Raw genomic sequence first — 22631 nt, forward strand, 5'->3', positions numbered from 1 at the left:
TTTTGCCTTGTCTGGCTCTAATCCAGAACCCGTAAACTGATTCTTAAGGATCCGCCTGTGCGCCCACCCCGCCTGCTCTACGTGATGGACCCCCTGTGCTCCTGGTGCTGGGGCTTCGCTCCGGTGGTTGCGGCGTTGGCGCAGCAGGCGGCGGCCGGCGGAGTGCCGCTGCATGTTGTGGTGGGCGGCTTGCGTCAGGAGCGCGCCGCGCTCGACCCGGTGAGCAAGGTGCGCATCCTCGCGCACTGGCAGGCAGTCAACGCGCGTACCGGCCAGCTGTTCAACTTCCATGACGCCTTGCCCGATGGCCTGGTCTACAACACCGAGCCGCCCTGCCGTGCCCTGGTGGCGGCGCGCAGCCTGGACGAGCAGAGCGTGTGGCCGCTGCTGCAGCTGATCCAGGAGGCCTTCTACGCCGAAGGCCGCGATGTGACGCGCCCTCAGCTGCTGGTGGAGCTGGCCGAACAGGCCGGTATCCCGCGCATCGAATTCGCCGAGCTGTTTGACAGCGAGCAGATGTACGCGGCGACTGCTGCCGATTTTTCCTGGGTGCAGGACCTTGGCATTGCCGGTTTCCCCACCTTGCTGGCCGAGCGCGACGGCCAACTGGCGCTGCTGACCAATGGCTATCAGCCGCTGGACGAACTGGCGCCCATGCTCGAACGCTGGCTTCTACGAGGTGCGCGTGGCTGATCGGCTGACCTGGGCGGAGATCCGCCAACTGGCCTTGCGCCATCGCAAGGGCTTGCTGTTGGCCAACCTGATCGCCGTCTTCGCCACCCTGTGCAGCGTACCGATCCCCCTGTTGCTGCCGTTGCTGGTCGATGAAGTGCTGCTCGGCGATGGCGATGCCGCGCTCAAGGTGATGGATCAGTTCCTCCCGGTCTCCTGGGAAAACGCCGCCGGCTATATCGGCCTGATGCTCGGCCTGACTCTGTTGCTGCGCCTCGGCGCCCTGGCCAGCAACGTGCTGCAGGCGCGCCTGTTCGCGCGGCTGTCCAAGGATGTGATCTATCGCCTGCGCATTCGCCTGATCGAGCGACTCAAGCGCATCGCTCTCGGCGAGTACGAAAACCTCGGTGGTGGTACGGTCAGCGCGCACCTGGTGACCGATCTGGACACCCTCGACAAGTTCATCGGTGAAACCCTCAGCCGCGTCTTGGTCGCGCTGCTGACCCTAACCGGCACAGCTGCGATCCTGCTGTGGATGCACTGGCAACTGGCGCTGCTGATCCTGCTGTTCAACCCGCTGGTGATCTTCGCCACGGTGCAGCTGGGCAAACAGGTCAAGCACCTGAAGAAGCTGGAGAACGACAGCACATCGCGCTTCACCCAGGCGCTCAGCGAAACCCTCGAAGCCATCCAGGAAGTGCGTGCCGGCAATCGCCAGGGTTTCTTCCTCGGCCGTCTTGGCCTGCGCGCCAAAGAGGTTCGCGACTACGCCGTGGCCTCGCAGTGGAAAAGCGATGCGGCCAGCCGCAGCAGCGGCCTGTTGTTCCAGTTCGGCATCGACCTGTTCCGGGCCGCAGCCATGCTCACCGTGCTGCTGTCCGACCTGTCGATCGGGCAGATGCTCGCCGTGTTCAGCTACCTGTGGTTCATGATCGGCCCGGTGGAGCAGTTGCTCAGCCTGCAGTACGCCTACTACGCGGCCGGCGGTGCGCTGCAGCGGATCAACGAGCTGCTGGCGCGTGCCGACGAGCCGCAATATCCCGGTCGTTTCGATCCGTTCAAGGGCCGCGACACGGTGGGTATCGAGGTCCGCGGGCTGAGTTTCGCCTACCGCGAGGAGCCGGTGCTGGATGACCTCAACCTGAGCATCGCGCCCGGTGAAAAGGTCGCGATTGTCGGCGCCAGTGGTGGTGGCAAGAGCACCCTGGTGCAATTGCTCCTGGGTCTTTATTCGGCCCAGGCGGGTAGCATCCGCTTCGGTGGCGCCAGTCTCGAGGAAATCGGCCTGGAAACCGTACGCGAGAACGTCGCCGTGGTGCTGCAGCATCCGGCCTTGTTCAACGACACGGTGCGCGCCAACCTGTGTATGGGGCGCGAGCGTGACGACGCAGCCTGCTGGCAGGCCCTGGAAATCGCCCAGCTGGCGGCGACCATTCGCGCGCTGCCGCTGGGTCTGGACAGCATGGTCGGCCGCTCCGGGGTGCGCCTGTCCGGTGGCCAGCGCCAGCGCCTGGCTGTGGCGCGCATGGTGCTGGCCGAGCCCAAGGTGGTGATCCTCGACGAAGCCACTTCGGCTCTGGATGCGGCCACCGAATATGCCCTGCATCAGGCCCTGACCAGCTTCCTCAGTGGTCGCACCACGCTGATCATTGCCCACCGCCTGAGTGCGGTTAAACAGGCTGATCGGGTGCTGGTGTTCGATGGCGGTCGCATCGCCGAGGACGGCGACCACCAGCAGTTGATTGCCGAGGGTGGGCTGTATGCCAAGCTCTATGGGCATCTGCAGCACTAACCTGATTGCCGTTGAACGTTCATCTGCTTGCCGGGGTCAACCGGGTAACTGGCAATAGACTATTGCCGGCAGGCGATGAATGAACTCGCGGAGGATCGGCCATGTTGAAGCTGAACAAGATTCTGGCGCTTTCGGCGTGTGCTCTGGCGTTCTCGATGGTTGCACCACCCGCAACCAATCCATTGATCGACTCGGTGTATGCCCGTGACGGTGGCGGTCGTGGTGGTGGCAACGGCGGCGGTCACGGTGGTGGTCCTGGCGGTGGTCACGGTGCTGGTGCGGGTGGCGGGCACAGTGGGGCCGGGCACGGCCTGGCTGGCGCGGATCACGGTGTCGGCCGCGGCGTGGGTGCGGGCAGCGGTCTGGGGCAGGGGAAAGGTCAAGGCCAAGGGCATGGCGCGGCGACTTCGGCTGCGGCGCGCTCTGATCTAACCAGCGGTCTGGCCAAGGCCATGTCGGTGGTGGCCAGTACGCCCGCTGCTATTGCCGCTGCGCTGGGATTGAACAATGCCTTCTCTGCCAGCACCAGGCACGATGACGACCTCGATGTGGATGTTGATCCGGGGATCGGGCGTGGTCCGGATCACGAACATTAGCCTGAGCCCGCTTGAGCCTTTCCCCGCCAGGCCAGACCCGGTCGGATGGGCGTGTGCTCAGCGTTTGGCCAGCGCCAGGCCCGCAGCGAACACCAGCAGCACCGAGCCGGTGGCGCGATCCAGCCATTGAATCAGGCCGCCACGGCGCAGAAAGGCGGCTAGCGGTCGGGTAGCGAGGATCAGTGCGGCGGCCCAGAGCAGGCCGAGCAGCACGTGGATGCAGGCCAGCGCAAAGCTGAAACTACCCACCGGGTAGCCGGCCGGCACGAACTGCGGCAGGAAGGATACGTAGAACACGCCGACCTTGGGATTCAGCAGGTTACCCAGCAGGCCCTTGATGAACCAACCGAGCTGGCCGTGGCGCTCCTCCGCGGCGCTGCTGGCCAGGCGGAATTCGCTGCGCGGTTTGAGCAGCATCTGCAGGCCCAGCCACAGCAAGTAGGCGGCACCGCTCCACTTTAGAATGTTGAAGGCCAGCTCCGAGGCCGCCAGCAGTGCGCCGAGGCCGAGCGCCACACCGGCGCCCCAGAGTAGGCAGCCGGCGTTGATGCCTAGCGCTGCCATGGCCGCACGCTTCGGCCCTTCCAACGCGGCGGTGCGCAGGATCAGCGCGGTATCTACGCCCGGGGTGACGGTCAGCAGGCTGGCGGCCAGCAGATAGGCGAGCAGGGCGGCAGTAAGGCTCATGGCATCCTTATTCGGTTGCGGAAGCAGGCTTGCCGTTTGCCCACTGTTGCAGCGCCTTGGCCCGCGCCTGGCTTTCGGCCAGCGGCTTGTTCAGGTCTGACTCATAGTCTTCCAGCCAGCTGCGCGAGCCGGCAATCATCCCGGCCAGGTCGCGCATACCGCTTTTCAGGGCGGTGATGGTCTTCTGGTAGCTCTGCTCCTGACCGATCAGGGTTCTGGCTACCATCAGCTTGGTTTCCTGAGCGGACTTGTCAGACTCCGTACTGGCAGGCGCAGCCCCAGTCGCAGCTGGCGCTGGCGTGGCAGTGGGTGCCGGCAGCCCACCTTTGAGCAGATTGAACAGGGCTTGCTGGTTCTGCACTTGCTGCTTGAGCGGGGCGACCTGCTGTTCCAGGCTGGCCAGCCGCTCCTCCAGCGCCTTGACGCTGGCCAGCGTCGGGCCTTTTTCCGCTTCTTCCGCTTCGCTACCGCCCCCGAGCAGACCGACCAGCAAGATGGCCAGCAGTGCCAACACCAGTCCGCCGCTCAAGCCGTAGATCAGCAGGCGGTTGAGTTTGCCGGTTTTCTCCAGCAGCTCGATACGCTGCAGGTCGCTGAGCATTTCGTTGGTGCTGGTATCGCTGTCAGTGCTCATGGCGCTCACTCTATTGTGGTTCTTGTCGTGGTATCGGCTGAACAAGTGTCAGTGTGCCACTATTTCGACGTCAGCTTTACCACGTATCGGCACACTTGCTGCGCTGATCAGTTCGCGCGCTCAAAATGAGGCCAGAATTCGTCCGAGGAGTTCCATTGCCTGCTCGCTCTGCGCATCCCAGGGATGGCCGTGGTTGAGCCGCGCGCAGTTGCGAAAACGCCGGGTGGCGGAAAAGATCGGCCCCGGTGCCAGGCTGATGCCCTGGGCCAGGGCGAGCTGGAACAGCTGCAGCGAATCGACCGATTCGGGAAATTCGAACCAGAGGAAGTAGCCGCCGCTGGGTCGCGTTACCCGCGTACCGGCCGGGAAGTGCCGGGCAGCAGAGGCGAGCATCGCCCCTTGCTGGGTTTCCAGGGCATGGCGCAGCTTGCGCAGGTGGCGGTCGTAGCCGCCGTGTTGCAGGTAGTCGGCAATCGCCGCCTGGGCCGGCACCGAAGGCGAGATGGTGGTCATCAGCTTGAGCCGGCTGATCTGCTCGGCATAACGGCCGCCGGCCACCCAGCCGACCCGGTAGCCCGGCGCCAGGCTCTTGGAGAACGAGCCGCAGTGCATCACCAGGCCGTCCGTGTCGAAACTCTTCACCGGCTTGGGCGGCTGCGCGCCGTAGTACAGCTCGGCGTACACGTCGTCCTCGATCAGCGGCAGCTGATGCTGCTGCAACAGTGCATACAGCGCCTGCTTCTTGCCATCACTCATGCTCGCGCCCAGCGGGTTCTGCAGGCTGCTCATGAACCAGCAGGCCTTGATCGGCAGATCAGTCAAGCGCTCGGCCAGCACCTCCAGGTCGATGCCTTCGCGCGGGTTGACCGGGATCTCCACGGCCTTGAGCTTGAGCCGTTCCAGCACCTGCAGGGTGGCGTAGAAGGCCGGCGCCTCGATAGCCACCAGATCGCCGGGGCTGGTTACCGTCTGCAGGCACAGGTTGAGCGCTTCCAGGGCGCCGTTAGTGATCACCAGTTCGTCGAGTGGCAGGCGCACGCCGGCGACCATGTAGCGCAAGGCGATCTGTCGGCGCAGGTCGGGGTTGCCGCTGGTCATGTCGGAGATCACCGCATGCGCTGGCATGTCGCGCAGGGCGTGGGCCATGGAGCGCGCCAGGCGTTGCAGGGGGAACAGCTGCGGGCTGGGGAAGGCCGAGCCGAAGGGCACGGTGTGCGGGTCTTTCAGCGAGCCGAGCACGGAGAACACCAGCTCGCTGACATCGACCTCGGTGGTCTGCGCCGCCTGCGCGCTGGTCTCCGGCTCGGCCAGGGAATGCCGCGCCAGTTCACGGACGAAATAGCCGGAGCGCGCTCGCGCCTGGATCAGCCCGCGGTCTTCCAGCAGGTAATAAGCCTGGAACACGGTGGACGGGCTGACCCCATAGGTGCGGCTGGCGTGGCGCACAGAGGGCACCTTCTCGCCAGGCGCGAGCATCCCGGAACGGATCAGCTCGGCTATCTGGTCGGCGAATTTCTCGTAGCGCTTCATCGTGTCCGTGACTGCGGCCAGTGGTGGGCCACAGTCTACGGCGAGTTGCCGGCGCATGCTCGTCAACGCCTGGCCGGGGCGATAAACATGCTCTGGGTCTGCGCGCTTTCACGGGCGTCGGCCAGGTTGCTGACCTCGAAGCGGATCGGCAGGGTCGTCGCACTAGCCTGCTCGGCGAGCTGCACCAGAGTCACCGGTACGTCGAGGATTTCCCCCGGGGCCAGTAGCAATTGCCGGGGGGCATCCAGGCGCAGGCCGGGGCTGTCGACCAGGGCCAGGCGGTAGCGCTGGGCCTGCTGAGTCTTGTTGATCACCTTGAGGCGGTAGGTGTTCTCGATCTGTCCGGCGGCGTTCTCGCGGTACATGCTGCGGTCCTTGGCGGCGTCGATGGACACCAGCGAGCGTGCTTCCAGGGCCCAGGCGAAGGCGCCGATCATCAGTGCCAGGGCCACGCCGTAGCCAAGCAGACGCGGGCGCAGCCAGTGGGTCTGGCCGCCCTGCAATTCACGCTCGGAACGGTAGCCGACCAGGCCCTTGGCATAGCCCATCTTGTCCATGATCGAGTCACAAGCGTCGATACAGGCGGCGCAGCCGATGCAGTCGATCTGCAGGCCATCGCGGATGTCGATGCCGGTCGGACAGACCTGCACGCACATCTGGCAGTCGATGCAGTCACCCAGGCCCTCGGCCTTATAGTCGCTGTCTTTGCGGCGCGGGCCACGGCCTTCACCGCGGCTCGCGTCATAGGCCACCAGCAGGGTGTCCTGGTCGAACATGGCGCTCTGGAAGCGCGAGTAGGGGCACATGTGCACGCAAACCTTCTCACGCAGCCAGCCGGCGTTGAGGTAGGTGGCGGCGCTGAAGAACAGCACCCAGAACAGCGTGGCGCCATCCAGTTGCAGGCTGAACAACTCTGCGCTCAGCTCACGTATCGGCGTGAAGTAGCCGATGAAAGTCAGCGCGGTGAGCAGGCTCACGGCCAGCCAGATGGCGTGCTTGGCCGTGCGCCGAGCCAGCTTGCCCAGCGACCAGGGCGCGGCATCCAGCTTGACCCGCTGGTGGCGTTCGCCCTCGGTGACTTTCTCCGCCCACATGAACACCCAGGTCCACACGCTCTGCGGGCAGGTGTAACCGCACCAGATGCGCCCAGCCACCACCGTGGCGGTGAACAGGCCGAAGGCGGCAATGATCAGCAGCGCCGAGAGCAGGATGAAATCCTGCGGCCAGAAGGTCGCGCCGAAGATGTAGTAGCGGTGCTCGGCCAGGTTCCACAGCACGGCCTGGCGCCCGTCCCAGTCGAGCCAGGCGGTGCCGAAGAAGATCAGGAACAACAGGCCGGCGCCGTACAGGCGCAGGTTACGGAAACGTCCGCTAAAACTGCGGGTATGGATCGGCCCGCCGGCCTGGGATGGCGTCAGCCGCACAGGCTGGGTGACGTCGATGGTTTCAACGATCCGCGCGGGGATGCGTTCGCTCATGACAGGTGCCTCATCAAGCTTTTCCAAGATGAGGCAATGGTCGGCGCGTCAGCGCTTACATAACAGATTCAGGTTGGACGATAAAAAGCGGATCAGATGGGCGTCACTATCGGCTCTGTCCCCGATAGCTTTCTGACTCGCAGTGCCTCCTTCATCCGGCGTTGATCAGTCCAGCGAGAGTGCCTGGGAGAGGTGCCCATAGACGGTCGACACGCGGCGCAGGTGCCGGGACTCCGGATGAGTCAGCAGCCACAGCTCCGTCTGACACTCGTCGAGCACCTCCGTCAACTGCACCAGGTTCGGCTGCGACTTCGCCAGGAAAAGGGGAACGATCCCTACGCCTAGGCCCAGGCCGATCAACTCCATCACCGTCAGGATGCTGTTGACCCGGTAAGTGGGCGCGACCTTGGGGAAATGTTTTTTGCGCCAGAGGACCGACGGGTGTTCGGGCAGCGCGTCGTCCGGCGCTACCCAGGGCACCTGGCCTGCCTCGACATCGGTGTAGCCCGTGAGGTCACCCTGCTTCGCGGCGAACAGCGCCACCCGGATGGGACCTAGATGTTTGCCTACCAGGTGCTGCGGTGGCCGCTTGGTGGCGCGCACGGCAATGTCTGCATCGCGGCGTGTCAGGCTGGCCAGCTCATTGCCGGTGTGCAATTCAAAGCCCAGCAGCGGGTGCCGTGTCCGAAGCTCGTTGAGCGCTGGCGCGACCAAGCCATGCAGGATGGTATCGGTCGTAGTGATACGCACAGTGCCGGACACCTCTTCGGCCCGCAGCTGCGCGGCTGAGCGCGCCGCTTCGAGCGCGGCCTCCAGCCGTTCAGCATGCTCGGCCAGTGACTGCGCCAGCTCCGAGGCTTGGTACCCCGCCCGTGACCGGGTGAACAGCAACTGCCCGAGACCCCGCTCGATACGCTGCAGCGAGCGGAACACCGTGGAAGCATCCACCGCCAGCCGCTCGCCTGCCTCGGCCAGGGTGCCAGAGCGCACCAGGGCCAGCACCGTCTCCAGGTCGGCCGCACTCAGCTTGTATTGCGTTGATGCAATCATGGTTTGTAGATGCGCCTATTTTTATTTCAAATATGCAAACCTACATTGCCACTCTCGTCCACTCAATGGAGAAGTGCAATGAACTCGACTCATGACACAGGCAGCTTGCCCTATGGCATTACCCTCCTGCGCATCAGTCTCGGTGTGATGTGGATGGCCCATGCGCTGGTGAAGCTGTTTGTCTTCACGCTGCCGGGCACCTCTGCGTTCTTCACCAGCGTGGGGTTCCCGGGCTTCCTGGCCTACCCGGTATGCGCCGCCGAGCTGCTGGGCGGACTGGCGCTGGTGGTCGGCATCTATGCCCGGCAAGTGGCGCTGGCCCTGGCTCCTGTGATGGCAGCCGCCGCCTGGGTGCATCTGCCCAACGGCTGGCTACACACCAGTGCCGGCGGGGGCTGGGAGTATCCAGTATTCCTCACCCTGGCCTCCATTGCCCTGTGGCTGCTCGGTGACGGCGCGCTGGCCGTCCGGCGCAGCAAGCGCTTCGTTCCCGCTGCTTAAGGAGATATCCGTGACTGCCAACCTCATTCTGGTCAGCCACCCGCTGTGCCCCTATGTGCAGCGTGCTGCGATCGTGCTCTTGGAAAAGGGCGTGGCTTTCGAGCGCGTCGATATTGACCTGGCCCATAAGCCGGAATGGTTTCTCAGGGTTTCACCTCTGGGCAAAACCCCTGTGCTGCTCGTCAACGGCCAGCCGATCTTCGAATCGGCGGTGATCTGCGAGTACCTGGAGGAAACCGCCTCTCCACGGCTGCACCCGCACGACCCCCTGGCGCGCGCCAGGCATCGCGGCTGGATGGAGTTCGGCTCGCAAGTGCTGAACGCCATCAGTGGCTTCTACAACGCGGCCGACGAGGCGGCGCTCTCGGCCAAGGCTTCGGATATCCGTGCCAAGTTCGCGCAGATCGAGGGCGAACTGGGCGCTGGGCCGTACTTTGCCGGGGAGCGCTTCACGCTGGTGGATGCCGTCTTCGGACCGATCTTTCGCTACTTCAACATTTTCGAGCAGTTCGAGGACTTCGGGTTCTTCGCGCACACGCCGCGCGTCTGCGCCTGGCGCAAGGCGCTGGCCGCACGGGCCTCGGTGGCGGGCGCTGCCAGCCCGGGTTACCCGGCAGCGCTGCATGCGTTTCTGCTGGCCCGCCAGAGCGCGCTGTCGCACCGCCTGCGTCTCTGCGCAGCCCCATGACGAGTGCCACATCAATCAACGCGTCCCAACCGATCACTTCGCCCCTTGCACTATCTGCTCCGTATTTTCGCCGCCAATCTGAGTCTGTTCTGTTTGCGTCCCGCCACGCCATAGTCGCCCCACTTGAACCCGTAGGGCGGGTGGTGGATGAGGTGGCGGGATGTACCAGTACGACGAATACGACCACGCGCTGGTGCGCGAGCGGGTTGCACAGTTTCGCGATCAGGTGCAGCGCCGCATCAGTGGCGAACTGAGCGAAGAGGAGTTCCTCCCCCTGCGTCTGCAGAACGGCCTGTACCTGCAGAAGCACGCCTACATGCTGCGCGTGGCGATTCCCTACGGCACCCTGTCGGCCACGCAGTTGCGTACCCTGGCGCGCATCGCCCGCGAGCATGATCGCGGCTACGGCCACCTGACTACCCGGCAGAATATCCAGTTCAACTGGATCGAACTGGAACAGGTGCCGGACATTCTCGAACAGCTGGCGGCGGTAGAGATGCATGCCATCCAGACCTCCGGAAACTGCGTGCGCAATGTCACCACCGAGGCCTTTGCCGGGGTGGCTGCTGACGAGATTCTCGACCCGCGACCGCTGGCAGAGATTCTCCGCCAGTGGTCGACGGTCAACCCGGAATTCCTCTTTCTGCCGCGCAAGTTCAAGATCGCCCTGTGCGCCGCCGCCGAGGATCGCGCGGCGGTGCAGGTGCACGATATCGGCTTGCAGCTGTACCGCGACGCCAGTGGCGAGCTGCTGCTGCGTGTGCTGGTCGGTGGCGGCCTGGGGCGCACGCCAATTATCGGCGTGCCAATTCGCGAGGGCCTGGCGTGGCGCCATACCCTGAGTTATGTCGAGGCCATCCTGCGGGTGTACAACCGCCATGGTCGACGCGACAACAAGTACAAGGCGCGCATCAAGATCCTGGTCAAAGCCCTGGGCATCGAGGCCTTCGCCCGCGAGGTGGAGGAGGAGTGGGCGACGATCAAGGATGGCCCGGCCGAGTTGACCATCGATGAGTACCAACGTGTGGCTGCGCACTTCCAGCCGCCGGCCTACGCCGCGCTGGCCGATGGCGGTGTACAGCCGGGCGAGCAGTTGCATGACCCGCACTTCGCCCGCTGGCTGTCGCGCAACGTGCGCCTGCACAAGGTGCCGGGCTACGCCAGCGTGGTGTTGTCGAGCAAACCGGGCGCGGCCTTGCCGCCGGGCGATATCACCGCCGCGCAGATGGAGGCGGTGGCCGACTGGGCCGAGGCCTTTGGTTTTGGCGAAATTCGTGTGGCCCATGAGCAGAATCTGATACTGCCGGATGTGCGCCAAACCGATCTGTACCACCTCTGGCAGTTGGCCACGGCGGCGGGCTTGGCCACGCCGAACATCGGCCTGCTCAGCGACATCATCGCCTGCCCGGGCGGTGACTACTGCTCGCTGGCCAACGCCAAGTCGATCCCCATCGCCCAGGCCATCCAGCAGCGCTTCGATGACCTCGACTACCTGCACGATATCGGTGAGCTAAGCCTGAACATCTCCGGCTGCATGAACGCCTGCGGCCATCACCATATCGGCAACATCGGCATCCTCGGCGTGGATAAGAATGGCAGCGAGTGGTACCAGATCACCCTCGGCGGCGCCCAGGGTCACGGCGCGGCGCTGGGCAAGGTGATCGGTCCGGCGTTTGGCGCCGACGAGGTGCCGCAGGTGATCGAGAACCTGATTGAGGTCTACCTGCAGCAGCGCGCGCTGGACGAGCCATTTGTCGACTGTGTGGCGCGTATCGGCCTGGAGCCATTCAAACAGCGGGTCTACCGCCAGCAGGAGGTGCCGGCATGAACAACCTGATCAGGCTGGTGGATGGCGCGGCGCGGCTGGTTGATGAGGATCCCTGGCAACTGGTGCGACAGGACGAGGATGTGCCAGGCAACGCTCGTTTGATTCTGCCCCTGGCGCAGTGGCGCGAACGGCAGAGCGACGCGGTGTTGACTGGGCGCCAACCCAGTCGCGATGGCTTGTGGCTGGCCCCGGACGATGAGGTGGAAAGCCTGGCCATCTGCCTGCCGGCGCTGCCGCTGATTGCCGTGGATTTCCCCACCTTCCGCGACGGTCGCGGCTACAGCCAGGCCTACCTGCTGCGTACACGCTTGGGCTGGTGTGGCGAGTTGCGTGCGGTGGGTGATGTGCTGCGCGACCAGCTCAGCCATATGCGTCAGTGCGGTTTCGACAGCTTTGCCGTGCGTGGCGACAAGTCGGCAGAGGACGCGCTCAAGGGCCTGGCCGGCATGAGCGTGCAGTACGGCCGCTCGGTGATTGAGCCGCGGCCGCTGTTTCGCCGGCGCTGAAGCACCTCGGGGCAATCGGCGAGTGCTACCTGGCAGTTTCCTGAACCGCATTGGCAAGAAAACGTTACGCGTAGCCGGCCGTTGCGGTGGTCTATTCCGCTGATCTCGGGGGTGTAAGGAAAACCTGCCGATCAGTCGAGTGCAGGGGCTGTCGCAGTGTCGCAGGCCGGCTTGTTCGTCCCCGTGCTGCGGGTTGTTATGAGGCTATCCACAGCGCGCTGCCGTCAGGGCAGGGCGCATGCCTACAACAACAACGAGGAGGCCGGATGAACGCCGTGGCCATGATCGAGCAGCACAACCCCATTGGTACCGACGGTTTCGAATTCGTCGAATACACCGCCCCGACGCCGGAAGGCATCGAGCAGCTGCGCCAGCTGTTCACCGCCATGGGCTTCACCGAAACCGCCAAGCACCGTTCCAAGCAGGTCTGGCTGTTCCAGCAGAACGACATCAATTTCGTCCTCAACGGCAGCCCCACCGGGCATGTCCGCGAGTTCGGCCTCAAGCACGGGCCCAGCGCTTGCGCGATGGCTTTCCGGGTGAAGAACGCGGCCCAGGCCGCGGCCTATGTCGAGGCCCAGGGCGCCAAACTGGTCGGCAGCCATGCCAACTTCGGCGAGCTGAATATCCCTTGCGTCGAGGGCATCGGCGGCTCCCTGCTGTACCTGGTCGACCGTTATGGCGACAAGACCATCTACGACGTCGACTTCGAGTACATCGAAGGCCGCACGCCGAACGACAACGCAGTCGGCCTGCAGACCCTCGATCACCTGACCCACAACGTCAAACGCGGGCAGATGGACGTCTGGTCCGGCTTCTACGAGCGTATCGCCAACTTCCGCGAGATCCGCTACTTCGACATCGAAGGCAAGCTCACCGGCCTGCTGTCGCGCGCCATGACCGCGCCGTGCGGCAAGATCCGCATTCCGATCAACGAGTCGGCCGACGACAAGTCACAGATCGAGGAATTCATCCGTGAGTACCACGGCGAAGGCATCCAGCACATCGCCCTCTCCACCGACGACATCTACGCCACCGTGCGTCAGCTGCGCGCCAACGGCGTGGAATTCCTCAGCACTCCGGACACCTACTACGCCAAGGTCGACACCCGCGTGGCCGGGCATGGCGAGCCGACTGATGTGCTGCGCGAGCTGAACATCCTGATCGATGGAGCGCCCGGTGACGACGGCATCCTGCTGCAGATCTTCACCCACACGGTGATCGGACCGATCTTCTTCGAGATCATCCAGCGCAAGGGCAACCAGGGCTTCGGCGAAGGCAACTTCAAGGCGCTGTTCGAGTCCATCGAGGAAGACCAGCTGCGCCGTGGCGTGATCTGAGGATGAGCGCCTTGTTCAGACCCTTGTGGTGCGCACCGCGCACCCTACCTGGAGCTTCGCGATGAGCCGTAACTGGATCAGTTTTCCCCTGCGTGAAGGCGAGTGCTCACGCCAGGCGCACTGCGACTTCCCACAGGGCACCTACGAGCGCGAGATGGGCCGCGAGGGCTTCTTCGGCCCGGTGACTCACCTGCACCACAAGCACCCGCCGACCGGCTGGGTCGACTGGGAGGGACCGCTGCGCCCGCACGCCTTCAACTTCAACCAGATCGCCAGCGAGCGCGACTGCCCGCTGCAGGCGCCGCTGACCCTGCACAACGCCGACGTCAAACTGCGCGTGTGGAAGACTCACGGCGCCATGCGCCACCTGGTGCGCAACAGCGACGGCGACGAGTTGCTGTTCGTGCATGACGGCGCCGGGCATTTCTACTGCGACTTCGGCCACCTGCAATACCGCGACGGCGATTACCTGGTGATCCCGCGCGGCACCGCCTGGCGCATCGAACCGACGGCGCCGAGCCACTTCCTGCTGATCGAGAACACCGACGGCGCCTACCAGTTGCCGGACAAGGGCCTGCTCGGCGCCCAGGCGATCTTCGACCCGGCGGTGCTCGACCATCCGAAGCTGGACGCCGCCTTCAAGGCCCAGCAGGACGAAAACCCCTGGCAGATCCGCATCAAGCGGCGCGACCAGATCACTACCGTGACCTATCCATACAACCCGCTGGATGTCGTCGGCTGGCACGGCGACAACACCGTGGTGCGCCTCAACTGGCGCGATATCCGCCCGCTGATGAGCCACCGCTACCACCTGCCGCCGTCGGCGCATACCACCTTCGTCGCCAATGGCTTCGTCGTCTGCACCTTCACCCCGCGGCCGATCGAGTCCGATCCGGGCGCGCTGAAAGTGCCGTTCTTCCACAACAACGACGACTACGACGAGGTGCTGTTCTACCACCGCGGCAATTTCTTCAGCCGCGACAACATCGAGGCCGGGATGGTCACCTTCCACCCCTGCGGCTTCCCCCACGGCCCGCATCCGAAGGCGCTGAAGAAGGCCCAGGAAGACCCGGCGACCTTCGCCGAGGAAGTGGCGGTGATGATCGACACCCGCCGCGCCCTGGAAGTGGCCGAGGCCGCTGCCGGCGTGGACGTGCCCGAATACGTGAACTCCTGGCGTGCGCCGGGGAAACCAGGCTGACGCAGAACAGCTCCCTCTCCCATTCATGGGAGAGGGGAGAACAGCCAGCGTGTGAACAGACGAATAGGTAGAGAAAATGAAACTCGCATCACTCAATCAAGGCCGCGACGGTGTACTCGTCGTCGTATCCCGCGACCTGACTCGCGCGGTCAAGGTGCCGCAGATCGCCGCCACCCTGCAGGCCGCCCTGGACGACTGGGCGATCAAGCGCCCGCACCTGGAGGCGACCTACCAGCGCCTCAACGATGGCCTGGAACCGGATGCCTTCTATTTCGACCAGGCCGATTGCCACAGCCCGCTGCCGCGCGCCTTTCACTGGGCCGACGGCAGTGCCTACGTCAACCACGTCGAGCTGGTACGCAAGGCGCGTGGCGCCGAGATGCCGGAATCTTTCTGGCATGACCCGCTGATGTACCAGGGCGGCGCCGACAGCTTCATCCCGCCGCACAGCCCGATCCTGATGGCCGACGAGGCCTGGGGTATCGACCTGGAAGCCGAGCTGGCGGTGATTACCGACGACGTGCCGATGGGCGCCACTGCGGCCGAGGCGGCGGAGCATATCCAGCTGCTGATGCTGGTCAACGACGTGTCGCTGCGCAACCTGATCCCTGGCGAGCTGGCCAAGGGTTTCGGCTTCTACCAGAGCAAGCCATCGTCGAGCTTCTCGCCGGTAGCGGTGACCCCGGACGAGCTGGGTGACGCCTGGAAAGACGGCAAGGTGCATCGCCCGCTGGTCTCGCACATCAACGGCGCGCTGTTCGGCCAGCCCGATGCCGGCGTGGACATGACCTTCAACTTCCCGACCCTGGTCGCCCATGCCGCCAAGACCCGCCCGCTGGGCAGCGGCAGCATTATCGGCTCGGGCACTGTGTCGAACTACGACCGCAGCGCCGGCTCGTCCTGCCTGGCGGAGAAACGCATGCTGGAGATCGTCGAGAGCGGCGAAGCCAAGACGCCGTTCCTCAAGTTCGGCGACCGGGTGCGCATCGAGATGTTCGACGCCGCCGGCCACAGCATCTTCGGCGCCATCGACCAGGCGGTGGAGCGCTATGAGCGCTGATGGATACCGCATGTGTAGGAGCCAGCTTGCTGGCGATCCGACGTTTGCAAACATATCGCCAGCAAGCTGGCTCCTACAGGGAGGTTTGGCATGCTGACTATTTATTCCTACTGGCGCTCCAGCGCCGCCTACCGGGTGCGTATTGCCCTCAACCTTAAAGGTCTGGCCTATCAGCAGGTGCCGGTGCACCTGGTCAAGGACGGCGGCCAGCAGCACTCCGCCGACTACCTGGCGCTGAATCCGCAGGGTCTGCTGCCGCTGCTGGTGGATGAGGACAATGACGGGGTACGCATCGCCCAGTCGCTGGCCATTCTCGAATACCTCGACGAGGTGTTCCCGGTGCCGACGCTGCTGCCAGCCGACCCGGCCCAGCGCGCCCAGGTGCGCGCCCTGGCCCTGCATATCGCCTGCGACATCCATCCGCTGAACAACCTTCGCGTGCTGCAGTACCTGTCCACTGAGCTGGGTGCTTCCGATGAGGCGAAGAGCACCTGGTACCGCCACTGGGTCGACAAGGGCCTGGCGGCGGTGGAGCAGGGCCTGGCTGTATTCGATGGGCGCCTGTCGCTGGGCGAACGCCCCGGCTACCTGGAGGCCTGCCTGATTCCGCAGCTGTACAACGCACGGCGCTTCGAGTGTGACCTCAACGGCTATCCGCGCATCCTCGCTATCGCGGCGCGCTGCGAAGTGCTCGAAGCGTTCAAGAACGCCGCTCCGGAGGTGCAGCCCGACGCACAGTAGGGTTAACCCTCTGCCTGACCTTCTCCCCGATCGGGAGAGGGGAAGACCAATGTCTTGCCTAGCTCCGCCGTGCCACAAGCGCGGCGGGTTCGATCCCCGTCACAGACAAAAACAAAAGGTGACGTAACGATGACTGACCACAAGTCCTCGGGCACGCTGCAGCGCGGCCTGAAGAATCGCCACATCCAGCTGATCGCCCTCGGCGGCGCCATCGGCACCGGCCTGTTCCTCGGCTCCGCCGGGGTGCTCAAGTCCGCCGGGCCGTCGATGATCCTCGGCTATGCCATCTGCGGCTTCATCGCCTTCCTGATCATGCGCCAGCTCGGCGAGATGATCGTCGAGGAGCCGGTCGCCGGTTCCTTCAGCCACTTCGCGCACAAGTACTGGGGCGGTTTCGCCGGCTTCCTGTCTGGCTGGAACTGCTGGGTGCTGTACATCCTGGTGGGCATGTCGGAGCTGACCGCGGTCGGCAAGTACATCCACTTCTGGTGGCCGGAGGTGCCGACCTGGGCCACCGCGGCGGTGTTCTTCCTGGTGGTCAACGCGGTCAACCTGGCCAACGTCAAGCTGTTCGGCGAAGCCGAGTTCTGGTTCGCGATGATCAAGGTGGTGGCCATCGTCGGCATGATCGTGCTCGGTTGCTGGCTGCTGTTCAGCGGCTCCGGCGGCGAGCAGGCAACCGTGGCCAACCTGTGGAACCACGGCGGCTTCTTCCCCAATGGCATCTCGGGCCTGGTGATGGCCATGGCCTTCATCATGTTCAGCTTCGGCGGCCTGGAGATGCTTGGTTTCACCGCGGCGGAAGCGGAGAAGCCGAAGCAGGTGATCCCCAAGGCGATCAACCAGGTGATCTGGCGCATCCTGATCTTCTACGTCGGCGCCCTGCTGGTGCTGCTCTCGCTGAGCCCCTGGGATGCCCTGCTGCAGAGCATCAGCAGCGCCGGCGACCCCTACAGCGGCAGCCCGTTCGTGAAGATCTTCGCCCTGATCGGCAGCGACACCGCGGCGCATATCCTCAACTTCGTGGTGCTCACCGCCGCACTGTCGGTCTACAACAGCGGCACCTACTGCAATGGCCGCATGCTGGTGGGCCTGGCCGAGCAGGGCGATGCGCCCAGGGTGCTGGCCAAGGTAGACAAGCGCGGCGTGCCGGTGCGCGCCCTGGTGGTCTCGGCGCTGGTCACCGTGCTGGCCGTGCTGGTCAACTACCTGATGCCGCACAATGCCCTGGAGCTGCTGATGTCGCTGGTGGTGGCGGCGCTGGTGATCAACTGGGCGATGATCAGCTACTCGCACCTGAAGTTCCGCCGCCACCAGGATGGCCAGGGTGTGCGCAGCAGTTTCCGCGCCTTCTGGTTCCCCTTCGGCAACTACCTGTGCCTGGCCTTCGTGCTGTTCATCCTCGGCGTGATGCTGCTGATCCCGGGCATCCAGGTGTCGGTCTACGCCATCCCGGTATGGCTGCTGCTGATGTGGGGCTGCTACCGGCTGAAGCTGGCCAGGCAGGATGCACCGGCGCGCAATGCTGCCGGTTACGAGGTGGGCTGAGGTCCGTACCTGCTCGTTTTACCCTCTCCCGTGAACGGGAGAGGGGGCAAGAGCAGCCGGGTGGGCACCTGTCGCCCGGCTGGCCGAGGAATTGCCGGGCTGTATATACTGCCCGGCGTTTCCGTGACTGGATGCCGCCCTGGCATCCCCTGGCCAATAGCCGCGAGCATTCCGCAGGATCACGAGTCCCGCGGGTTTCCGTCACGGAATTGACCGACAGGTGAGCCCATGCCACGCATTCGTCCTTCCCGCTTCCCGTTCCGGAGCGCCCGCTGATGTCCGAACATCTGCACGCCGGCCCACTCAAGCGCGGCCTGAAAAATCGCCATATCCAGCTGATCGCCCTCGGTGGCGCCATCGGCACCGGCCTGTTCCTCGGCTCGGCCGGGGTGCTGCAGAGCGCCGGGCCATCGATGATCCTCGGCTATGCAATCGGCGGCTTCATCGCTTTCCTGATCATGCGCCAGCTCGGCGAGATGATCGTCGAAGAGCCGGTAGCCGGTTCCTTCAGCCACTTCGCCCACAGCTACTGGGGGCCGTTCGCCGGCTTCCTCTCCGGCTGGAACTACTGGGTGCTCTACGTGCTGGTGGGCATGGCCGAGCTCACCGCGGTGGGCAAGTACGTGCAGTACTGGTACCCGGGGATTCCTACCTGGGCCACGGCGGCGGCGTTCTTCGTGCTGATCAACGCGATCAACCTGGTCAACGTCAAAGCCTTCGGTGAAACCGAGTTCTGGTTCGCCATCATCAAGGTGGTGGCGATCATCGGCATGATCCTGCTCGGTTGCTACCTGCTGTTCAGCGGTGCTGGCGGCGAGCAGGCGAGCATCACTAACCTGTGGAGCCATGGCGGCTTCTTCCCCAATGGCGTCATGGGCCTGGTGATGATGATGGCGATCATCATGTTCAGCTTCGGCGGCCTGGAGCTGGTCGGCATCACCGCCGCTGAAGCGGATCAACCGAAAACGGTGATCCCCAAGGCGATCAACCAGGTGGTCTACCGCATCCTGATCTTCTACATCGGTGCGCTGACCGTGCTGCTCTCGCTGTACCCCTGGGACAGCCTGGTGCAGACCCTCACCGCCGGCGGCGATGCCTATGGCAGCAGCCCGTTTGTGCAGATCTTCTCGCTGATCGGCAGTGATACCGCCGCGCACATCCTCAACTTCGTCGTGCTGACCGCCGCGCTGTCGGTCTACAACAGCGGCGTGTACTGCAACAGCCGCATGCTCTACGGCCTGGCCGAGCAGGGCGATGCGCCCAAGGCGCTGATGAAGGTCAACAGCCGCGGCGTGCCGGTACTGGCCATCGGGATTTCGGCGGCGGTGACCCTGCTCTGCGTGGTGGTCAACTACCTGGCGCCGAAGGGCGCGCTGGAGCTGCTGATGTCGCTGGTGGTGGCCTCCCTGGTGATAAACTGGGCGATGATCAGCCTGACTCACATCAAGTTCCGGAAGGCCATGCAGGCCAAGGGCGTGGAGCCGAGTTTCAAGGCCTTCTGGTTCCCGTTGAGCAACTACATTTGCCTGGCTTTCGTGCTGTTCATCCTCGGCGTGATGCTGATGATTCCGGGGATTCAGGTGTCGGTGTACGCGATGCCGGTGTGGGTGCTATTCATCTGGGTCTGCTACCGCATCAAGCTGGCGGCGGTTAGCCCGAGTGCCGAGATCAGCCACCGCTGAAATCCGCAGGCATGAAAAAGCCCGGCTCAGGCCGGGCTTTTTCTGCGTGGGCCAAGGAGCTAGCCGTTGTAGCCCGGATGCAATCCGGGAGCGGGGCTGCCTGTTCCCCGGATTGCATCCGTGCTACGACTGTAGGAGCGAGCTCTTCTCGCGAACTGGAGAGCGGCGCTTTTTCTTGTGGCACATGCAGCGGCTATACACTGGGATAATGACTTTCTGGCAACACGGGTAGTCCCCTCTCCCGTAAACGGGAGAGGGGAGCAAGCGCTTAAGTGCAGCCTTGCGACTCAGACCGGCGAGCCAAGGAACTAGGTCTGAAACTGCAGTACCGAGCTCTGCATGCTGCGCGCCACGCGATCCAGGCTCTGCGCCGCATCGGCCAGTTCGTGCACGGTGCGGGTGTTGCTCTGTGACATCTGTGCGATATGTTCGACGCGCTGAGCCACTTCGCTGCTGGCCTTGCTCTGCTCGCTGATGGTGTGGGAAATCTCTTCCACCATCTCGGCTGCGCGGTGGGCGCCGCCACGGATCTCGTTGATAGACTCGCCGGCCTGGCGGGCCAGGGCCACGCCATCGTTCACTCGCTCCACGCCCGTCTGCATGCTGCTCACCGCCTGCTCGGTGCTGCTGCGGATGCGTTCGATCATGCCGGTGATTTCCTGGGTCGACTGCGCCGTGCGTGCCGCCAGGTTGCGTACCTCGTCGGCGACCACGGCAAAGCCACGCCCGGCCTCGCCAGCGCGCGCGGCCTCGATGGCGGCGTTGAGGGCGAGCAGGTTGGTCTGTTCGGCGATGCTCTTGATCACCTGGATGATCGAGTGGATTTCCTCGGAGGACTGGCCCAGGGCGGTGATGGTGCTGGACGATTCGTTGACCGCCTCGGCGATCCGGCTCATGCCGTCGACCACGCCCAGGATCACCTGGCCGCCGTTGCTGGCGAGCTGTTCCGATTGCGCGGAAATGGCCTGGGCACTGCGCGCATGGCCGGCAATCTGGTCGATGTTGTGGATCATCTGTTCCATGGCCGCGGCCATGCTCGTGGCGCTGTCCGATTCCTCGCTGGCGCTCTTGACGATGCTTTGCGACGCGCCGTTGAGGTTCTGCGCGGTGTGCTGCAGGGCTTCGCCCTCGTGACGGATGCTGTCGATCATCTGCCGCAGGTTGCCCTGCATGTCGGCCAGGGCCTGCTGCAACTGGCCGGCTTCGTCGTTGCTGTCGATATGGATCACGCTGCGCAGATTGCCCTGGGCGATGGCCCTGGCCACCTTGATAGTCTTTTCCAGGGGCCGCAGTACGGCCTTCATCAGCTGGGTGGTGAGCAGGCAGAGCAGGCAGCAGACCACCAGGATGCCGCCGATCAGCAGCCAGGCCGCCTGGCGCACGGCGCCTTCGCTGTCGCTGCGGGTCTGCGCGGCGTGGTCTTCGATCAGTCCAGATAGGGCTTCATTCTTCTCTTCCAGCACGCCGAAACTCTGGTCGAACGCGGCCATTTCGCTGCGCGCGGCCTGCGGGTCGGTCAGGGCCAGGGCGACGATGCGCTCGGCCTGGGCGATGTAGTCGGTGAGGGCCGGCTGCGATTCGGCGATGGCCTGGCGGATGTTCTCGCTCAGCGGCAACTTGGCGTTATCTGCCAGGGTGCGCTGGAACCACTGGCTGTGCTCGCGCAGGTCCGTGCGCACCTGCTCGGCCGCCGCACTGTCGCCAGGCTCGATATAGAAGGCGGCGAGCACATCGGCGCGCAGGGCGTCATGCATCATGTCGCCTTCCAGGTGGTTGCGCAGGGCGCTGACGCTCAGCTCGTTCTCGGCCAGCGAGGCAGCCAGCTGGGTCTGGCCCCAGAAGCCGATGCCGCCGAGCAGGGCGGCGGCAATCACGCTGATGGCGCCACAGGCGATCATTTTCTGGCGGATGTTCATGATGGCGCTCTCCGGTGTCGGCTTTCCGTCAAGCCTAGTCCAGAACGAGAGCGCCTGAGCTCAGGGTTTTCCCTGTAGGGCGTTGGCCCAGCTCAGTAGTTGTACTGGCTCGCGGTCGTTCCAGATGCGTTGCCAGAGCACCAGCAGGTGTTCCGGTTGGCCACGCGAAAAGGCCAGGCGCTCGACATTGGCCAGCGGCTGCCAGCGACCATCGCGGCGCTCGGCGAAGATGAAGCGGAACGGGTGAAAGCCGGTCATGCCCAGGCGCAGGTCGGTGACGATCAGCTGCTCACCAATCTGGTCGTAGCGCAGCACATCGTGGGTGAACCAGGCCAGGCGTGCATGCTGGGGCGAATGCTGCAGCGGCTTGGCCAGCGCCGTACCACGGGGGATACGTTCCAGTTGTGGCGGTTTGTCGTCTAGCCAGCCGACCAGGGCTTCGTGGTAGTGCTCCCCGTCGATCACGATGACCCGCCAGAGCAGGCTATTGAATGGCGTTGGCGTGCTGAACAGCTGCTCGGCCTGGATGCCGCGCTGGGCCAAAACCTGTTCGACCTTCTGCTCGGCCATCCACTTGCCGGCCACGGTGAAGACCAGGTACAGGCTGGACACGCCCAGGGCAGAAATGGCCAGCCACTGCGGTCGCTCGCGCAACCCACGCAGCAGTCCGGCGATCACCGCCACCAGCAAGGGCAGGGTGTACAGCGGATCGATGATGAATACCGAAGACCAGGCTACCGGTGGTGTGGTCAGTGGCCAGAGTAGCTGGGTGCCGTAGCTGGTGAAGGCATCCAGCAAGGGGTGGGTGATCAACACCAGCCAGATGGTCAGGAACAGCCTGCGCGCCGAGTAACCGGGGTTGGGCTGTAGACGTCGGGCGACCAGGGTAATCAGCAGGGCCAGGGCGCTGAGCACCAGCAGCGAATGGCTGAAGCCGCGGTGATAGGTCATGTCGGCCACGGCGTCGCCGTAGTCGATCAGTACATCGAGATCCGGCAGGGTGCCGAGTATCGCGCCGTACAGCAGTGCGCGGCGGCCTTGCCAGCGGCCGAGCAATGCGCCCTGGATACTGGCGCCGAGTACTGCCTGGGTAAGCGAATCCATGCTGTTATCCCTTGGAAAAAATCAGCTGCTTAACTTACCGCCGAGTTGCATGCCTGGCAGCGCAGAAATTCCGACTA

General features: G+C 64.5%; 20 protein-coding genes. 13 read left to right on the forward strand and 7 right to left on the reverse strand.

What is annotated here, in order from left to right; genetic code table 11:
• Window positions 1-84 precede the first annotated feature (84 nt).
• The 3 genes from H3H45_RS15660 (at window position 85) to H3H45_RS15670 (ending at window position 3060) form a co-directional block, all read left to right on the forward strand.
• Window positions 85-693: a DsbA family protein gene (locus tag H3H45_RS15660; RefSeq protein WP_182835000.1), complete on the forward strand. Its 609-nt coding sequence runs from the start codon at window positions 85-87 to the stop codon at window positions 691-693.
• Window positions 686-2464, forward strand: coding sequence for an ABC transporter ATP-binding protein (locus H3H45_RS15665; RefSeq protein ID WP_328822379.1), 1779 nt, complete (start codon window positions 686-688; stop codon window positions 2462-2464). The genes H3H45_RS15660 and H3H45_RS15665 overlap by 8 nt, the downstream gene beginning before the upstream one ends.
• A gap of 101 nt (window positions 2465-2565) precedes the next feature.
• Window positions 2566-3060 (forward strand): hypothetical protein, encoded by a 495-nt coding sequence (locus H3H45_RS15670; RefSeq protein ID WP_182834656.1) that lies wholly within the window; start codon window positions 2566-2568, stop codon window positions 3058-3060.
• A gap of 57 nt (window positions 3061-3117) precedes the next feature.
• Here H3H45_RS15670 and H3H45_RS15675 read toward each other — a convergent pair whose 3' ends face one another.
• From H3H45_RS15675 to H3H45_RS15695, 5 genes are all read right to left on the reverse strand, one after another.
• Window positions 3118-3747: a LysE family translocator gene (locus tag H3H45_RS15675; RefSeq protein ID WP_182834657.1), complete on the reverse strand. Its 630-nt coding sequence runs from the start codon at window positions 3745-3747 to the stop codon at window positions 3118-3120.
• 7 nt (window positions 3748-3754) lie between these two features.
• Window positions 3755-4381: a hypothetical protein gene (locus H3H45_RS15680; RefSeq protein ID WP_182834658.1), complete on the reverse strand. Its 627-nt coding sequence runs from the start codon at window positions 4379-4381 to the stop codon at window positions 3755-3757.
• A gap of 120 nt (window positions 4382-4501) precedes the next feature.
• Window positions 4502-5911: a GntR family transcriptional regulator MpaR gene (gene mapR / locus H3H45_RS15685; RefSeq protein WP_182835001.1), complete on the reverse strand. Its 1410-nt coding sequence runs from the start codon at window positions 5909-5911 to the stop codon at window positions 4502-4504.
• A 62-nt stretch (window positions 5912-5973) separates the two neighbouring features.
• Window positions 5974-7389: a cytochrome c oxidase accessory protein CcoG gene (gene ccoG / locus H3H45_RS15690; RefSeq protein ID WP_182834659.1), complete on the reverse strand. Its 1416-nt coding sequence runs from the start codon at window positions 7387-7389 to the stop codon at window positions 5974-5976.
• 165 nt (window positions 7390-7554) lie between these two features.
• Window positions 7555-8439, reverse strand: coding sequence for a LysR family transcriptional regulator (locus H3H45_RS15695; RefSeq protein ID WP_182834660.1), 885 nt, complete (start codon window positions 8437-8439; stop codon window positions 7555-7557).
• Window positions 8440-8517: 78 nt separating this feature from the next.
• On the opposite strand from H3H45_RS15695, the gene H3H45_RS15700 reads away from it, so the two are divergent.
• From H3H45_RS15700 to H3H45_RS15745, 10 genes are all read left to right on the forward strand, one after another.
• On the forward strand, window positions 8518-8940 hold the full coding sequence (locus tag H3H45_RS15700) for a DoxX family protein (RefSeq protein ID WP_182834661.1): 423 nt from the start codon (window positions 8518-8520) through the stop codon (window positions 8938-8940).
• 10 nt (window positions 8941-8950) lie between these two features.
• Window positions 8951-9628, forward strand: coding sequence for a glutathione S-transferase family protein (locus tag H3H45_RS15705; protein WP_182834662.1), 678 nt, complete (start codon window positions 8951-8953; stop codon window positions 9626-9628).
• A 160-nt stretch (window positions 9629-9788) separates the two neighbouring features.
• Window positions 9789-11456, forward strand: coding sequence for a nitrite/sulfite reductase (locus H3H45_RS15710; protein ID WP_182834663.1), 1668 nt, complete (start codon window positions 9789-9791; stop codon window positions 11454-11456).
• Window positions 11453-11962 carry a DUF934 domain-containing protein gene (locus tag H3H45_RS15715; protein ID WP_182834664.1) on the forward strand — a complete coding sequence of 170 codons (510 nt, stop codon included), beginning with the start codon at window positions 11453-11455 and terminating at the stop codon, window positions 11960-11962. The genes H3H45_RS15710 and H3H45_RS15715 overlap by 4 nt, the downstream gene beginning before the upstream one ends.
• A 266-nt stretch (window positions 11963-12228) precedes the next feature.
• Window positions 12229-13302: a 4-hydroxyphenylpyruvate dioxygenase gene (hppD, locus tag H3H45_RS15720; protein WP_182834665.1), complete on the forward strand. Its 1074-nt coding sequence runs from the start codon at window positions 12229-12231 to the stop codon at window positions 13300-13302.
• A gap of 61 nt (window positions 13303-13363) precedes the next feature.
• Window positions 13364-14503, forward strand: a complete 1140-nt coding sequence (locus H3H45_RS15725; protein ID WP_182834666.1) for a homogentisate 1,2-dioxygenase — start codon at window positions 13364-13366, stop codon at window positions 14501-14503.
• 76 nt (window positions 14504-14579) lie between these two features.
• The gene (locus H3H45_RS15730; RefSeq protein ID WP_182834667.1) at window positions 14580-15563 is read left to right on the forward strand and encodes a fumarylacetoacetate hydrolase family protein; all 984 of its coding nucleotides are present in this window, start codon (window positions 14580-14582) and stop codon (window positions 15561-15563) included.
• Window positions 15564-15653: 90 nt separating this feature from the next.
• Window positions 15654-16304 carry a maleylacetoacetate isomerase gene (gene maiA / locus H3H45_RS15735; protein ID WP_182834668.1) on the forward strand — a complete coding sequence of 217 codons (651 nt, stop codon included), beginning with the start codon at window positions 15654-15656 and terminating at the stop codon, window positions 16302-16304.
• A gap of 129 nt (window positions 16305-16433) precedes the next feature.
• Window positions 16434-17852: an amino acid permease gene (locus H3H45_RS15740; protein WP_182834669.1), complete on the forward strand. Its 1419-nt coding sequence runs from the start codon at window positions 16434-16436 to the stop codon at window positions 17850-17852.
• Window positions 17853-18124: 272 nt separating this feature from the next.
• Window positions 18125-19534: an amino acid permease gene (locus H3H45_RS15745; protein ID WP_182835002.1), complete on the forward strand. Its 1410-nt coding sequence runs from the start codon at window positions 18125-18127 to the stop codon at window positions 19532-19534.
• A 308-nt stretch (window positions 19535-19842) separates the two neighbouring features.
• On the opposite strand, the gene H3H45_RS15750 is transcribed toward H3H45_RS15745, so the two are convergent.
• The gene (locus tag H3H45_RS15750; protein WP_182834670.1) at window positions 19843-21450 is read right to left on the reverse strand and encodes a methyl-accepting chemotaxis protein; all 1608 of its coding nucleotides are present in this window, start codon (window positions 21448-21450) and stop codon (window positions 19843-19845) included.
• A gap of 60 nt (window positions 21451-21510) precedes the next feature.
• Window positions 21511-22554, reverse strand: a complete 1044-nt coding sequence (locus H3H45_RS15755; RefSeq protein WP_182834671.1) for a metal-dependent hydrolase — start codon at window positions 22552-22554, stop codon at window positions 21511-21513.
• Window positions 22555-22631 lie beyond the last annotated feature (77 nt).

It is taken from the genome of Aquipseudomonas guryensis, assembly GCF_014164785.1.
Classification (GTDB): domain Bacteria; phylum Pseudomonadota; class Gammaproteobacteria; order Pseudomonadales; family Pseudomonadaceae; genus Aquipseudomonas; species Aquipseudomonas guryensis.